Origin of the sequence: Nocardia sp. NPDC060255, from assembly GCF_042727395.1 — a bacterium.
Lineage (GTDB): Bacteria > Actinomycetota > Actinomycetes > Mycobacteriales > Mycobacteriaceae > Nocardia.
In genome coordinates this window covers 170805-184936 of record NZ_JBHXAU010000008.1, presented here as the reverse complement: position 1 = coordinate 184936, position 14132 = coordinate 170805, and the positions used below count along the sequence as shown (strand labels likewise).

The window sequence follows — 14132 nt, the reverse complement described above, 5'->3', positions numbered from 1 at the left end:
AGGGTGGGGTCAGGACCGGATGCCGAAGGGCAGCGTGAAACGCACATCGCCCTCGACGATGTCGCGCATGTCCGGGATGCCGTTGCGGAACTGCAGCGTCCGCTCCAGGCCCATGCCGAACGCGAACCCGCTGTACACCTCGGGATCGATCCCGCTGGCGATCAGCACCTTCGGGTTCACCATGCCGCAGCCGCCCCACTCGACCCAGCCCGCGCCGCCCCGCTTGTCCGGGAACCAGACGTCGACCTCGGCGGAGGGTTCGGTGAACGGAAAGTAGTTGGGGCGCATCCTGGTTCGGGTTTCCGGGCCGAACAGCGCCCGCGCGAACGCGTCCAGGGTGCCGCGCAGGTGCGCCATGGTCAGGCCCTTGTCCACGGCCAGCCCCTCCACCTGGGAGAAGATCGGGGTGTGCGTGGCGTCGAGCTCGTCGGTGCGGAAGGTCCGACCGGGGCACACCACGTAGATCGGCAGCTCGCGCGACAGCAGCGAGCGCACCTGCACCGGGGAGGTGTGCGTACGCAGCACCTGGCGCGAACCCTCCGGCGCGATGTGGAAGGTGTCCTGCATGGTGCGGGCCGGGTGGTCGGGCAGGAAGTTGAGCGCGTCGAAGTTGAAGTGCTCGGTCTCCACCTCGGGGCCCTCGGCGACCTCCCAGCCCATCGCGACGAAGACGTCGGCGACCTGCTCGGAGATGACGGTGACCGGGTGCCTGGCACCGAACGGGTGCCTGCGGGCGGGCAGCGTCACGTCGATCGCCTCGGCTACCAAAACCGCCGCGTCCCGCTCCTCGAGCAACGTCGCGCGGCGCTGCTCGAACGCCTCGGACACCCGGGCGCGCGCGACATTGACCCGCTTGCCCGCGTCGGCCTTCTCGGTCTTGGGGATGCTGCCCAGCGCGCGTTGCGCCAGCGCGAGCGGCGCCTTGCCGCCGAGGTGCTCGGTTTTCGCGACCGCGAGCGCATCGAGGTCGGCCGCAGCGGCGAACGCCTTCTCGGCGGCCGCCGCCGCGGCGGCCAGTGCCTCCTCAGTCAGCGTCGCGTTCTGCTCGACTGCGTCGTTGTCGTCGGCCACGATGGTTCGACTCTCCCCTGGGGATCGGTTCGCGGGCACGGCTGGTTCCCTGCCCACATTGCTGCTGGTGGAATCCTATTGGATGCGCCATATCCAGTTCATCCGGATTCCCCGGTGCGCGGTGGGACACCGATTGCGCTGCGGATGAGCGGTGCCAGCCACCCGGTCGCGCGGTCTTCTCGAGGACAACTGCGGCCGATCAGTCAGCTCCCCCGCCGCCGGACCGGCGGTCCAGCATCCGGGGCGGCACCGGCCATGACCACCGAGGCGTTCGGCGGCATGGTCAGACCCATGCCGATGATGGACCGCCGGTCCATCGTCGATCACGCCGGCCACCGACTCCGTGCCCGCAGATCCGCCGATGCCGGCCGTCTCCGCAGAGTCGACCGGCATCGGTGTGTGAACTACCCGTCAGGCTTGAGTGATCTTGGCAGGCAGTAGTAACGAGAGGACCGCACCGACCGCGACGATGGCGGTGCCGACCCAGATCGCGGGCACAAGGCCGTCGACGAACGCCTGCGGGCTGAGATACGAACCGTGCGAAGCGAATACGGACGCGAGCACGGCGACACCCATCGCGACACCCACCTCCCGCAGGGTGCTGTTGGTGCCCGAGGCCATCGCCCGATCATCCGGGGCGGCACTGGCCATCACCACCGAGGCGTTCGGCGGCATCGTCAGACCCATGCCGATCCCACCGAGCACGAACGCGCCGACGAAAGAGCCGTAGGTGGCATCGACAGAGGTGATCGCCGCCATCCACCCGAGCGCGATCGCCAACATCAGCTGACCGGACGCCAGCAGCGCGCGGGCGCCGATCCGGTCGACGAGCAGACCGGAGATCGGGGCGACCACCATCGGCACCATCGTCCACGGCATGGTGCGAATGCCCGATTCCAGCGGGCTGTAGCCCTGCACCACCTGGAAGTACTGCGCCAGCAGGAAGATCGACCCGAAGACACCCATGGCGAAGGTGAAGCTCGTCGCATTGCTGATCCGGTAGGCGCGCGAGCGGAACAGACGCAGCGGCAGCATCGGATCGGGTGTCCGCAGTTCCCACGCGATCAAACCGGTCAGCAGCACCGCGCCCGCGATGAAGCAGCCGAGCACACCAGCCGAGGTCCAGCCGTCGTCGGCGCCGTGGATCACGCCCCACACCACCGCGAGCACCCCGCTCGCCGACAACACCAAGCCGACCAGGTCGAGCCGCCGGGCGCCGCCGTACGACTCGCGCAGCGCCCGGGCCGCGAACGGCACAACGGCGATGCCGATGGGCACATTCAGCCAGAAGATCCACTGCCAGCTCAGCCCGTCCACTACCGCACCACCGACGACTGGCCCGACCGCGACGCCGAGTCCGGCTATGCCACCCCAGATCCCGATCGCGGCGCTGCGCATCCGCTCCGGCACCGCCGCCGACAGCAGGGTCAGCGACAGCGGCATGACTGCGGCGCCGCCGAAGCCCTGCACGACCCTGGCCGCGATCAACATCCACGGTTCGGTGGCGAGCGCACAGGCCGCCGACGCCACCGTGAACAGCGCGATGCCTGCCAGGAAGATCCGGCGGCGACCGAGTCGGTCACCGATCGCCGAGACGGTGAGCAGCATCGAGGCGAAGGACAGTGTGTAGGCGTTGATGAACCACTGCAGATCCGACAGTGAGGCGCCGAGTTCGGTGCGGATGATCGGCAACGCGTTGGTTACCACGAGATTGTCGAGCGTGACCATGAACATCGGGATGCCGACAGCGGCGAGCACTGCGGCGACCGCGCGGCCGCTCATGGGTTTCGTGGGCTCGACCGGGGCCAGTACGGCGTCGGGTTCGAGGATTTCGGTCATGATCGGCCTTTGTTGTAATTGACTGATAACTACAGAGCCGAAGAGTATGCATCGACTGATAACATGTCAATACCAACGGGGCGGACGAGCGGAATGGAGCACGATGTCGAGTTCGACCAGGGTCCGGATGACCGCCTCGGAGCGCGGCGAGCAGGTATTGCAGGCCGCCGTCTCCGCCTTCGCCGAATCCGGTTACGCGGCCACCCGCACCGACGAGATCGCCAGGCGCGCAGGCGTTTCCCAGCCGTACGTGATCCGGCTCTTCGGCACCAAACAGCACCTGTTCATCAGTGCGATGCATCGAGTGTGCGACCGGATCGAGGAGGTGTTCCGTGCGGCGCGCGGAGAGGCGGAGCCGGACGCGACACCGGAGCAAGGGCTGCACGCCCTAGGCCATGGCTTCGGCATCTTCCTGACCGACCGGGAGATGCTCCAACTGTTCCTGCACGGCTTCGCGGCCAGCGGTGACCCGGCGATCGGCGACGAGGTGCGCACCCGCTTCGGCAACATCTACCAACTGGTGCGCGACCTCACCGGCGCCGACGTCCATCAGGCCCGCGAGTTCATCGCCACCGGCATGCTGCTCACCGTCCTCAGCGCAATCCAAGTAGCGGGCCCCGATGCGGTCGCACCCCAGTGGGCAACCGAAATGCTGAACGACTGCGCGGTGCTCGACGATTGATCTGCCGCCGCACTACGTCTGACGCACGCACGCATGTCAGCGCGGCAAGTCGGCGTGCGGGAGGTCAGAAGGCGTGCAGCCACTGCGGCCGGGCACTAGCACGCACAACGTACGCATCCACTACCCATGGCCGCACCACTTCTGACAGATGCACGCGTGTTGGCGCGGCAAGTCGTGGTGCGGGGAGTCAGAAGGCGTGCGGCGGTCTACTTTGCGTAGCGCACGCGGGAGTTCGCGTACAGGCAGATGGCGGCGGCGGTGGCCAGGTTCAGGCTTTCGGCGCGGCCACGGATCGGGATGCTGATGCGGTGGTCGGCGCGCTGCGTGACCTCAGGATCCAGCCCGTGCGCTTCGTTGCCGAACAGCCAGGCGACCGGTCCGGCGAACAGTTCATCGGCGTCATCGAGATCGACCTCACCGTTCGCGGCGGTGGCCAGGATCGTGATGCCCGCCGCCGCAAGAGAATCCAGCGTTTCGCCGACGTCGCGATGCCGCGCGATCGGCACATGGAACAGGCTGCCCGCGCTCGCCCGCACGCACTTCCCGTTATGCGGGTCGACCGAATCACCAGCCAGCACAACCCCATCCGCACCAACGGAATCGGCGACCCGGATCAGGGTTCCAGCATTGCCGGGTTCGGCCATCTCGACGGGCACGGCGAGCATCCGCGGCGCGGTCGCGAGCACATCGGCCAGCGGCACGTCGATCAGCTCGCACACCGCGACAAGTCCTGGCGCGGTGACGGTTTCGCCGAGCTGCTGCGCGGCGCGATCGCTGACCAGCGTGGTGCGCACGCCCATCCCGGCGGCACCGGCGACCAGTTCATGCTCGCGAGCCGCGGCACCGGCGGAGTAGAACAGCTCCTGCACCCGTCCCGTATCCAATGCCGCGGCAACGGAATTGGCCCCTTCGGCGAGGAAGAGCCCGGCCTTGCGACGCTGCGCACCGCGCTGCAGCTTGACAGCGGAAACGACCCGTGGATTGCGCTCCGAGAGCGCGTCCACGGGTCGTTCCGAAAGATATTCGCTTGTCACCCGGTGACTTACGCGGCAGGCGCGTTGACGTCCTGCGGCAGGGCGGCCTTGGCGATCGCGACGAGACCGGCGAACGCCTCGGCGTCGGAGACGGCGAGCTCGGCGAGGATCTTGCGATCCACCTCGACACCCGCGGCCTTCAGGCCCTGGATGAAGCGGTTGTAGGTGATGTCGTTCAGACGCGCCGCGGCGTTGATGCGGGCGATCCACAGCTTGCGGAAGTCACCCTTGCGCGCCCGGCGGTCCCGGTAGGCGTAGGTGAGCGAGTGCAGCTGCTGTTCCTTGGCCTTGCGGTACAGGCGCGAACGCTGCCCGCGGTAGCCCTTGGAGGCCTCGAGGATGGAACGACGCTTCTTCTGAGCGTTGACGGCCCTTTTGACGCGTGCCATGGGTCAGTCCTTTGTCGATCTAGGGGGCGCATGCGGCACCCGGAGTTTGTCAGTTGGTCGGCGTCCGGAATCCGGAACGCGGTTTGCTCACGGGCTCTTTCGAGCGACCGGCAAGCAATCGCTGGCCCTTTCGAGCGATCTGCAAGCAATCGCTACGGGTAGGTCTCTCAGAGACCGAGCAGCCTCTTCACGCGCGGGACGTCGACGGACGCGACGGCCTCCGTGCCATCCAGACGACGAGTCCGGCGGGACGACTTGTGCTCGAGCAGGTGGCGACGGTTCGCCTGCTGGCGAAGCAGCTTGCCTCGGCCCGACACCTTGAATCGCTTCGAGGCGCCGCTGTGGCTCTTCATCTTCGGCATGGATTCCTCTATCTGTCTCGTCCCGGCGGCCCTTGCGGACCGCCGGCTCTTATCGGTATTACTGCGGCGACTCGGCCTGCTCGGCCGGAGCCGCAGCGGGCGTCGTGTCTGCGGCGACGGCTTCAGCGGGCGCGGGGCTCGGCTGCGCAGCGGGCTGCTGCGGCCGCGGAGCTGCGGACTCCTGCTGTGCCTTCACTCGCGTCTTCGCACCCTTGTGGGGCGCGAGGACCATGGTCATGTTGCGACCGTCCTGCTTGGCCGAGGTTTCGACGAACCCCAAGTCAGCCACGTCCGCCGCGAGACGCTGCAGCAACCGGTAGCCCAGTTCGGGCCTCGACTGCTCACGTCCACGGAACATGATGGTGACCTTGACCTTCGACCCGGCCTCGAGGAAGCGCATGACATGGCCCCTCTTGGTCGCGTAGTCGTGGTCGTCGATCTTCGGGCGGAGCTTCTGCTCCTTGATCACGGTCTGCACCTGGTTCTTCCGAGACTCGCGCGCCTTCTGCGCCGTCTCGTACTTGAACTTGCCGTAGTCCATGATCTTGCAGACCGGCGGACGTGCATCCGGAGCGACCTCGACGAGATCGAGATCTGCCTCCATGGCGACGCGTAGTGCATCTTCAACACGCACGATCCCAACCTGCTCGCCGCTGGGTCCGATGAGCCGAACCTCGGGAACACGGATGCGATCGTTGATGCGGGTCTCAGTGCTGATGGGGCCTCCTAGGTCAAGCGGTGTCGTCAGGACGACCGCGCGCAATAACTGCAACCCCTTTTCAACACAAAAGCCCCGGAGCGGTATTCCGCTACGGGGCCCGAGTCGACCGGTCAGCGCACGCCAAAGCCTCGCGTGCGATCTTGTGCCGGGGTTCTCGCGAGAGAACCCCGGCACAAGAAACCCGCCTCCGAGAAGGCGGGTGACCGGACCGTTTGACCTGACGATCGCTCGTCGGCAACGGTGGGAGTCGGGCTCCACTTATCAGCCCCAGGCTCGAAATCTTGGAAGAAGACACAACCAGGGGCGGTCGTCAGCGGAAAGTCTAACATTCTGTTCGGCTATCGCCGAATCGGCCCGGCGACCGCGCGTCGAGCTCGGCCGATTCATCGGACCGCAGGTCGCGTCGCTAGCCTGATGAGCATGACAGAAGAGCTCGACAACTCCGTGCGCGAACTGGCCGACATCCCCGCGGTCGAGGTGATCAGCCGGGCCGCGGTGATGCTGATGAGTTCGGCGGCGGAGAAGCTCGGGCTGGCGGACGAGGATCCGGAGAGCAGTTCGCGGCGCGATCTGGACGAGGCGCGGCGAGTGATCACGGCGCTGGCCGGGCTGGTCACGGCTTCGGTGGAGTACCTCGGGCCGCATGCGGGGCCGATTCGTGAGGGGTTGCAGTCGCTGCAGCGGGCGTTCCGGGAAGCGTCGGCGCATCCGGATGAGCCGGGTAAGGGGCCGGGCGAGAAGTACACCGGTCCGGTCTACTGATTTTTCGCAACGCCGCGCGGCAGCGCTGACCTGGCCTTCGCCCGGTTCGCGCTGCCGTTAATGTTTCCCGGCGGGAAATTTTGCCCACCGGGCACGTTTTTTCGGTAGGCTGTGCTCATGCCGGATGAAGAAGTGCTCGGACTGCGCGAACGCAAGAAGCTCGATACCCGCATGGCGTTGAGCACCGCCGCGTTGGAGCTCGCTTTCGAGCGCGGCATGGAGAACGTCACCCGCGAAGACATCGCGGCGCGCGCCGGGGTTTCGGTGCGCACGTTCAACAACTACTTCACCGGCAAGCACGACGCGATCGTCTATCGGCAGATCGTGCGGATCCGCCGCAGTCTCGCGATATTGCGGGAACGTCCGGCAGACGAGCCGCTCTGGACCGCAATCACCGCTTCGATGCTCGAGCCGTTGGAGGACGATGGCATGCAGTTCACCCTGCCGAGTCCGCAGCAACTGGCCGAGATCCGGAAGCTGTTCAACGCGCCGGAATTGCGGCACGCCATGTCCAAAGAGATCTCCGACGATTGGCTCGAGCTGATCGCCGAACGCACCGGCACCGACCCGCTGCGCGACATCTATCCGCGCCTGGTCGCCGGCACTGTCGCCACCATCGCCGAAGCGGTCATGGTGGCGTACCTCAATGCCGATCCGCCGGTCCACATCACCACGCTGCTCCGCCGCGCCCTCGCCCAAGTGGCCGCCGGACTACCCGAACCTCCGCGCTGACCTGACAACGCTCACACCGCACTAAACCCACCATCGAACAAGGGGTGTATTTGTCATGCCCGAAAACTCTGTCGACGTAGTCATTTCCGGTGCCGGACCCAACGGGCTGATGCTCGCCGGCGAACTCGCGCTGGCCGGTGTCCACGCCATCGTGCTGGACGGACTTCCCGCGCCAAGCGCTGAGCCGAAGGCGAACGGCCTTGTCGGCCAGGTGATTCGACTACTGGACATGCGCGGTCTCTACCACGAGTTCGGCGGCGCGCCCGGTGCGCCGCAGCCGCTGCCCGCCTACTTCTTCAGTGGGCTGCCGTTGTCGTTCGCCGAGCTGCCGGACAATCCGATGACCTTTCTCGGCATCCCGCAGCCGAAACTCGTTCGGCTGCTGGAGAAGTGGACTGCCGGACTGGGCGTTGACATCAGGTGGGGGCACCGGCTCAGCGCGCTGGCTCAGCGCGACGATGGCGTCGACATCACCGTGACGGGACCTGACGGTGACTATCGCCTCGGCGCTCGGTACCTGATCGGCGCCGACGGTGGCAAGAGTTTCGTCCGCAAACAGGTCGGCATCGACTTCCCTGGCTACACCGCGACCGACGGCATCACGCGGATGGGGCACGTCTGGTTGCCAGACGAGTTGCGGACCAGTGACGGCGGCCTCGACATTCCCGGATTCGGGCGACTTCCCTTCGGGCACAACAGACTAGAACGTGGCGGCTTCGTCTTCGCCGAGTTGGATCCAGGCAGGCCGCTCATCGCCAGCATGGAGTTCGGCGTCGAACCGGTGCCCGACGGCACCCCGATGACCTTCGAGGAACTGCGCGCAAGCGTGCGACGAGTACTCGGCGTCGACCTGCCGATGGACGCGCCGCGCGGTCCTGGCCCACATGCATTGCGCCGCATCGACAATCAGAACACCCGCCAGGCCGAACGGTACCGCGCGGGCAACGTGTTCCTCGTCGGCGACGCCGCCCACGTCCATTCCGGCATGGGCGGCCCCGGCCTCAACCTCGGCCTCCAGGACGCAGCCAACCTCGGCTGGAAGCTCGCCGCATCGATAAACGGTTGGGCCCCAGCAGGTTTGCTCGACACCTACCACACCGAACGCCACCCGATCGGCGTCCGCGTAATGATGAGCTCCCTAGCCCAAACCGCCCTCTTCGCCCCCGGCCCCGAAGTAACCGCAATGCGCACCCTCCTCGGCGAACTACTCCAACAGCCGGAGAACACGGCTTACATCGCCCGCCTGATGTCCGGCTCCGACACCCGCTACGAAACCGACGACCCACACCCCCTCGCCGGCCGAATGGTCCCCGACCTCACCCTCGAAACCTCCGACGGCCCCCAACGAGTCGCCGAACTCCTCCGCAAGGCACGCCCAGTACTCCTCACACTCACCAACAACACAAACTTCACCGATATCGCAGCCGGATGGCACGACCGACTCGACATCATCACCGCAACCACTACCCCCGCACCCGCACCCGCACCCGCACCAGCACCAGCACCAGCGTCAGCATCCCCTGCACTCGCCACAGCGCCTACACCCGCCGCAGCATTGTTGATCAGGCCGGACGGATACGTGGCGTGGGCATCCGACGGAGTCGACCACCCCAACTCAGATCGCCTACACAAAGCCCTGACCCGCTGGTTCGGCCCACCCCTGAACTAACCCACCGATCCCCCTGCCGCGCACAAATCATCCAGCCGCGCAACGTTTTGCCAGCAATTTCGCGCGCAGCCGAACAATTCAAGCGCGGCAGCGCACAGTGCGATCGGCTGTTCGACTGGTCGCGAAATAGCACCAGCGGCTACTCGCACAGAGGAACTGCGAGACCACATCGACCTGCCCACGGATCGCATGCCCTGCCCTCGCACCACGTGCACCAACCGGCCAGCCGCGCACGAATCATCCAGCCGCGCAACATTTTGCCACCCAATTCGCGCGCAGCCAGACAATTCAAGCGCCGCAGCGCACAGTACGATCGGCTGTTCGACTGGTCGCGAGATACCACCAGCGGCTACTCGCACAGAGAAACTGCGAGACCACATCGACCTGCCCACGGATCGCATGCCCTGCTCTCGCAGCACGTGCACCAACCGGCCGGCCGCGCACGGATCGTCCTGCCGCGCGGGGGTTTGCCAGCCGATTCACGCGCAGCCTGACAATTCATACGCGGCACGGTGCAGGCGACTGCCCGGTACGCACTGGGAGGCAGCGCCAACCTTCGCGGGCCCGACTCTCGCCACACACGCACGAATTGGCCTGCCGCGCACAGTTCGTGCCACCGCGCACGGATTCGCCTGCCGCGCAATGGTTTGCTGGCCGATTCGTGCGCAGCAAGACAATTCGTGCGCGGCGCGGATAGTCGCGAGACAGCCTCACCGGGGAGTAACTGCGAGACAGTGTCGGTCCGCTCGAGAATCGCGCGCCGACATCCACGACACGCACACCCAACAGCACTCCGCGCATGGTCTGGGGCACGCGCACACACCGGCACACCGCGCATGGTCTGGCCTGCCGCGCACAGATTCGCATGCCGCGAAAGGGCTTGCCAGCCAATCCGTGCGCAGCTGAACAATTCGTGCGCGGCAGGGCGCGGCCAACTGCGCGGATACAACACCGAGGAGGAACTGCGCGACAGCGCCGGTCTGCTCAAGGATCGCGCGCCCACACTCACGGCACGCGCACACACCGGCGCTCCGCGCTGGTCTGGCCTGCCGCGTACGGACTCGCATGCTGCGTCAGGGCTTGCTAGCCAATCCGTGCGCAACTGAACAATCCGCGCGCGGCAGGGTGCGGGCGACTGCGCGGATACCGCGCCGAGGAGGAACTGCGTGACAGCGGCGGTCTGCTCAAGGATCGCGTGCCGAAACTCGCGGCACGCGCACACACCGGCGCTTCGCGTATGGTTTGGCCTGCCGTGCACGGATTAGCGTGCCGCGCACGAGTTTGCCGACGGATTAGCTTGTCGCGCATGGGTTTGCCGTTCGAATTCGGTGCGGCCGGGCGAATCGTGCGCGGTGCGGTGGGGCCGGTTATCGGGTTAGTGGTGGGTGGGCCGGGCGTTCGGCGAGGAGGAAGTTCAGCACCGTTTCGGCTTGGCCGAGGATTGCGTGGCCGACGTTGGGGAGCATGTGCACTGTTGCGTTGGTGACGGAGTGGCGGACTCGGCCGGCGGTGGTGGCGGAGTCGAGCATGACGTCGCGGGCGCCGACTATTACCAGCATTGGCATGGTCAGGCTGTGTAGGTGCTCGTCGGAGAATATGGGGAGTCGTTCGGTGCGCGGCTTGTACTGGGTGAAGGTGAGCACTATGTCGTCGAGGACTTGTTCGGTCAACTTTGTGTCCAGGCCGGTGGCGATGCGTGCGGTCTGCCGGACGCCGCGGCGTCCGAAGAAGCGGAGGAACAACGCTAATGGGAGCCAGCCCATTTTCTGCGCGCCGATACCAGCGGGGCACAGCAGGGCGAGGCGCGTTATCCGCCCCGGCCTGCGGACGGCATAGTCCAGTGCCACCCAACCACCGAGGGAGGCGGCGACAACCGAAAAGGTTTCGAGTCCAAGGTTTTCCAGCACATCGTCGAGCCACAGCGCGAGCCGGTCGGAGTCGAGGGGCGGGCGCGACGGCGCACTGGCACCGGCCTCGCCGATGATGTCGACCGCGTAGGTGCGGAAATGCATTGCCCAGGAGGTGATCTCGTCGCGCCACATGGTCGTGTTCGCGCCCGATCCGTGCAGCAACAGGAGCGGCGGCGCGTCCTGCGGACCCGAGACGACGACGAAGGTCTCCCCCTCGCGGGTCGGAACGCGCAGGTGTTCAGCCGGTACGGGCCATTCCCTGAGTAGTTCCTCGTAACGCTCGCGAACCTTGGCCGCCCCGCTCTCGGACTTGTAGATCTTGGTCATGCCACCCTGATCGGTGGCGATATTTGGCTCGCTCATGACGCGAGCACCCCCTCCATGTATTCGAACAGCCGAGCCGTATCGGCAAGGCCGCCAAGGACAATCACTTTCATGCGCGCCCGCTCCGCGTCGTACGCCGTCTCGATCCGCAGCGGCTCGTCATCGGGCGACCGCGTGTTGGCCGCACCCATCAGCAGGGTGGTGAGGCGGTCCGCCATCTCGGCACTGACCGCTTCCACCTGAACGATGCTCGACACCTCGGTGTGTCGCTGCCGCCCCACCGTGTCACGCATCGGGGCAGGCACCGGCAGCCCGGTGAACGCCTCGAGATCCGTCTCCGCGATCCGATACTGCTTCCCGATCCGCACCGCATTGAGCCGCCCGTCCCGCACGTAGTTGCGGATCGTCCGGACGTGCAGGCCGAGACGCTCGGCGACTTGCTCAACTGAGTACAGGCGATCGGTCACTAAATGACTCTAAACTTCCCTATCGAACATCGCAATAGGGAAGTTTAGAGAAGTTAGGTGTGCAGAAGGTGGACGCCCAAACACCCGCAGCGCTCCCTCCGCTCGCGGACCACCCCCAGCGGCATCCATGACCAACGGCACACGACGGCGACCTTCACTCGTGAAGTGCAGCTGCCGTGTGCCGGTGACTACGCGATCGAACGTGTCATGCCGCACTGCGCGGCGGGATCACGGTGACGGTGTCGATGTGGCAGCGGCGGCCGTCGGTGGTTGTGGGCGGGGTGATGGTTCCGCCCGATCCGGTGTAGGTGAGTTCCGGGGTGAGGCAGCTTTGCTTGGCTTCGTTCTGGAAGGTGATCGTGGTGTCGGAGAAGACGAGCCGGTTGGGGATCGTCGCGTTGTCCCAGGGCTCGATCGCGAACAGGGCCATGTTCTGCGCCTGCCTCGCCATATTGATGGAGTAGCGCACCGAACCCGATTGTCCGGTAATGGTTTGCGTCCATACGCCGGTGGCCGAGTTCAAGGCGATGTCGATGTCGAGGGCCTCGCCGACCTTCAATGACATCGCCCGCCCGGAGTGACAGTCGGCGTAGCGCGGGTCTTTGGAGTACACGTTGACGTACTGTCCGGAAATCCACCAGGTCGAGTAGGTCGGCGGCTGCTGCACCGGGGCGCAGGCGTCACCCCACGTGAGCACGGGCTGCAGAACACCGAGGCCGATCGGATAGTAGTTTCTGCCCCCATCGCGAGGCTCGAGCCCCGGCCACAAAAACATTGTCCCCACCCTGGGCGGTTTCGGCGGCACCGTGAAATGCGTTTGCAGCCGGACCATTTCGTTGGCAGCCGGAATCTTGAAATAGATCCGCGACTGCTGATCCGGCTGAAGCGGTATCGGCTGCGTCCGCGGCGCCATCGACGGCGGCGCCGGAGTGGTCGGCGGCTCCGCCAACGAACTGGGCACAGCAACGAAACCCGCTGCCACTATGGCGATTACGACTGTAACGAGATGACGAGCCACAGCTCTACGTTTAAGGTTCACACTTGCAAATAGAATCACACGTAATCGCCACCAAGACCACCATCGACTGGGGAAAGACAAAAGCGCAGGCCCACCCCTCCCCAATTGCCTTCTCCTGTAAACAGTTACCGGAACCCCGCACCCCCATTCACCCAAACCTCTTCGCACACTTAGTTGATTCTTCGAATACCCCCAACAGATTGAACGAAGCTCTCCCCCTTTGGCTAAGCGGCACACCCGCTATACGGATGTCCGCGTGCCCCAAAGGGTGTACACACCACACAAAGGCTGTGTGCATCTCAACCAACTACCAAACCATCGCCCAATATCCCAACTCTCCCGAAGGGCTCGAAAACAGCACCACAGCCAGATGACCACCTCCAGAACGCGACACCGCGCACCTGACGCACACCTAAAGCCGGGTACCCCACCTGACGCGCCCAGCACTACTCACAAGAAAACATGGGATCAGGTCTTCAGCTCACTGAACAGGTCATCGCCTGGAGTCCTAAGAAGCACTTGCCCGGATAGGTCCACCTCCCCGAGGGTCTCTACGTGTACTGGTCCGGGTTGGTATACGCACAGAGAACTCCGGTGGTGTGCTGGCTCAAAGGTTGTCGACTGGTTCATCAGATGACCGGAGTAGTGCTGGGCGCGTCAGGTGGGGTACCCGACCTGCTCTTCCGCGGCTTGTGATGGGCAACGCTTGTGTTCCAGCGTGAGGACTGGCTGTGGTCCGGTTCAAAGATGCTCGGGGAAAACGAGCAGAGTCAAATGGTCGTTGGGCGTCATCGAGCAGAGTCATATGGTTGCTGGTCAAGATCGTTTAGCGACCATATGACTCGACTCGATGGTTAGCCGGTGTTCCTGACGTACAGACACTCCGTACGCCTCACAGCAACGGACGTATAGCGGGTGTGAGGCGTACGGAAAGTCTGTACGCCTGACGGAGGGGTCTGCGGATGCACGGTCAACGGGCCCCCGGGGGTGTGCCGTCGGCGAAATCTGCACTCTCACTCGGGATCTGCACTCGGAATAGGGCCCTAAAGCCAGTGCAGATCCCGAGAGTCAGTGCGTATTTCGATAGAGGGTGCGGGAATGCGATCGCGGCCGGGGGGGTGGGGCCGGGCGCGGGTAGGTGGTGGGTGTCGG

General features: G+C 65.5%; 13 protein-coding genes. 4 read left to right on the top strand and 9 right to left on the bottom strand.

The window, feature by feature from the left end:
- Nucleotides 1-9: 9 nt before the first annotated feature.
- Nucleotides 10-1071: a phenylalanine--tRNA ligase subunit alpha gene (pheS, locus tag ACFWF1_RS17565; RefSeq protein WP_379289036.1), complete on the bottom strand. Its 1062-nt coding sequence runs from the start codon at nt 1069-1071 to the stop codon at nt 10-12.
- A gap of 411 nt (nt 1072-1482) precedes the next feature.
- Complete coding sequence (locus ACFWF1_RS17560; protein WP_379288984.1) at nt 1483-2910, bottom strand: MFS transporter; 1428 nt, start codon at nt 2908-2910, stop codon at nt 1483-1485.
- A gap of 103 nt (nt 2911-3013) precedes the next feature.
- Here ACFWF1_RS17560 and ACFWF1_RS17555 point away from each other — a divergent pair, with 103 nt between their 5' ends.
- Nucleotides 3014-3592: a TetR/AcrR family transcriptional regulator gene (locus tag ACFWF1_RS17555; protein WP_379288986.1), complete on the top strand. Its 579-nt coding sequence runs from the start codon at nt 3014-3016 to the stop codon at nt 3590-3592.
- 206 nt (nt 3593-3798) lie between these two features.
- Here the strand turns inward: ACFWF1_RS17555 and ACFWF1_RS17550 are convergent, their stop codons facing one another.
- From ACFWF1_RS17550 to infC, 4 genes are all read right to left on the bottom strand, one after another.
- Nucleotides 3799-4596 carry a TrmH family RNA methyltransferase gene (locus tag ACFWF1_RS17550; protein WP_379288988.1) on the bottom strand — a complete coding sequence of 266 codons (798 nt, stop codon included), beginning with the start codon at nt 4594-4596 and terminating at the stop codon, nt 3799-3801.
- Between the two features lie 38 nt (nt 4597-4634).
- Entirely contained in the window at nt 4635-5015 is a 381-nt protein-coding gene (gene rplT / locus ACFWF1_RS17545; RefSeq protein ID WP_107655317.1) for a 50S ribosomal protein L20, read from the bottom strand.
- Nucleotides 5016-5182: 167 nt separating this feature from the next.
- Nucleotides 5183-5377 carry a 50S ribosomal protein L35 gene (gene rpmI / locus ACFWF1_RS17540; RefSeq protein WP_135236040.1) on the bottom strand — a complete coding sequence of 65 codons (195 nt, stop codon included), beginning with the start codon at nt 5375-5377 and terminating at the stop codon, nt 5183-5185.
- A gap of 58 nt (nt 5378-5435) precedes the next feature.
- Nucleotides 5436-6149, bottom strand: a complete 714-nt coding sequence (gene infC / locus ACFWF1_RS17535; RefSeq protein ID WP_379288989.1) for a translation initiation factor IF-3 — start codon at nt 6147-6149, stop codon at nt 5436-5438.
- A 369-nt stretch (nt 6150-6518) separates the two neighbouring features.
- On the opposite strand from infC, the gene ACFWF1_RS17530 reads away from it, so the two are divergent.
- From ACFWF1_RS17530 to ACFWF1_RS17520, 3 genes are all read left to right on the top strand, one after another.
- Nucleotides 6519-6860, top strand: a complete 342-nt coding sequence (locus tag ACFWF1_RS17530) for a DUF1844 domain-containing protein (protein WP_379288990.1) — start codon at nt 6519-6521, stop codon at nt 6858-6860.
- A gap of 117 nt (nt 6861-6977) precedes the next feature.
- The gene (locus ACFWF1_RS17525) at nt 6978-7592 is read left to right on the top strand and encodes a TetR/AcrR family transcriptional regulator (protein WP_379288991.1); all 615 of its coding nucleotides are present in this window, start codon (nt 6978-6980) and stop codon (nt 7590-7592) included.
- Between the two features lie 55 nt (nt 7593-7647).
- A complete protein-coding gene (locus ACFWF1_RS17520) occupies nt 7648-9261 on the top strand; it encodes an FAD-dependent monooxygenase (RefSeq protein WP_379288993.1) in 1614 nt (537 codons plus the stop codon).
- A 1367-nt stretch (nt 9262-10628) separates the two neighbouring features.
- Here ACFWF1_RS17520 and ACFWF1_RS17515 read toward each other — a convergent pair.
- The 3 genes from ACFWF1_RS17515 to ACFWF1_RS17505 all read right to left on the bottom strand — a co-directional run bounded on the left by ACFWF1_RS17515 (nt 10629) and on the right by ACFWF1_RS17505 (nt 12659).
- Nucleotides 10629-11534, bottom strand: coding sequence for an alpha/beta fold hydrolase (locus ACFWF1_RS17515; protein ID WP_379288995.1), 906 nt, complete (start codon nt 11532-11534; stop codon nt 10629-10631).
- The gene (locus ACFWF1_RS17510; protein WP_379288996.1) at nt 11531-11962 is read right to left on the bottom strand and encodes a helix-turn-helix domain-containing protein; all 432 of its coding nucleotides are present in this window, start codon (nt 11960-11962) and stop codon (nt 11531-11533) included. Before ACFWF1_RS17510 ends, ACFWF1_RS17515 begins: the two co-directional genes overlap by 4 nt.
- Before the next feature lie 205 nt (nt 11963-12167).
- A complete protein-coding gene (locus ACFWF1_RS17505) occupies nt 12168-12659 on the bottom strand; it encodes a hypothetical protein (protein WP_379288998.1) in 492 nt (163 codons plus the stop codon).
- Between the last annotated feature and the right edge of the window lie 1473 nt (nt 12660-14132).

What these genes read in the sequence shown, in the direction of transcription:
- ACFWF1_RS17560 (WP_379288984.1), bottom strand. Translation starts at nt 2,910, where the DNA reads ATGACCGAAATCCTCGAACCCGACGCCGTACTGGCCCCGGTCGAGCCC.
- ACFWF1_RS17555 (WP_379288986.1), top strand. Translation starts at nt 3,014, where the DNA reads ATGTCGAGTTCGACCAGGGTCCGGATGACCGCCTCGGAGCGCGGCGAG.
- rplT (WP_107655317.1), bottom strand. Translation starts at nt 5,015, where the DNA reads ATGGCACGCGTCAAAAGGGCCGTCAACGCTCAGAAGAAGCGTCGTTCC.
- rpmI (WP_135236040.1), bottom strand. Translation starts at nt 5,377, where the DNA reads ATGCCGAAGATGAAGAGCCACAGCGGCGCCTCGAAGCGATTCAAGGTG.
- ACFWF1_RS17530 (WP_379288990.1), top strand. Translation starts at nt 6,519, where the DNA reads ATGACAGAAGAGCTCGACAACTCCGTGCGCGAACTGGCCGACATCCCC.
- ACFWF1_RS17525 (WP_379288991.1), top strand. Translation starts at nt 6,978, where the DNA reads ATGCCGGATGAAGAAGTGCTCGGACTGCGCGAACGCAAGAAGCTCGAT.
- ACFWF1_RS17520 (WP_379288993.1), top strand. Translation starts at nt 7,648, where the DNA reads ATGCCCGAAAACTCTGTCGACGTAGTCATTTCCGGTGCCGGACCCAAC.
- ACFWF1_RS17515 (WP_379288995.1), bottom strand. Translation starts at nt 11,534, where the DNA reads ATGAGCGAGCCAAATATCGCCACCGATCAGGGTGGCATGACCAAGATC.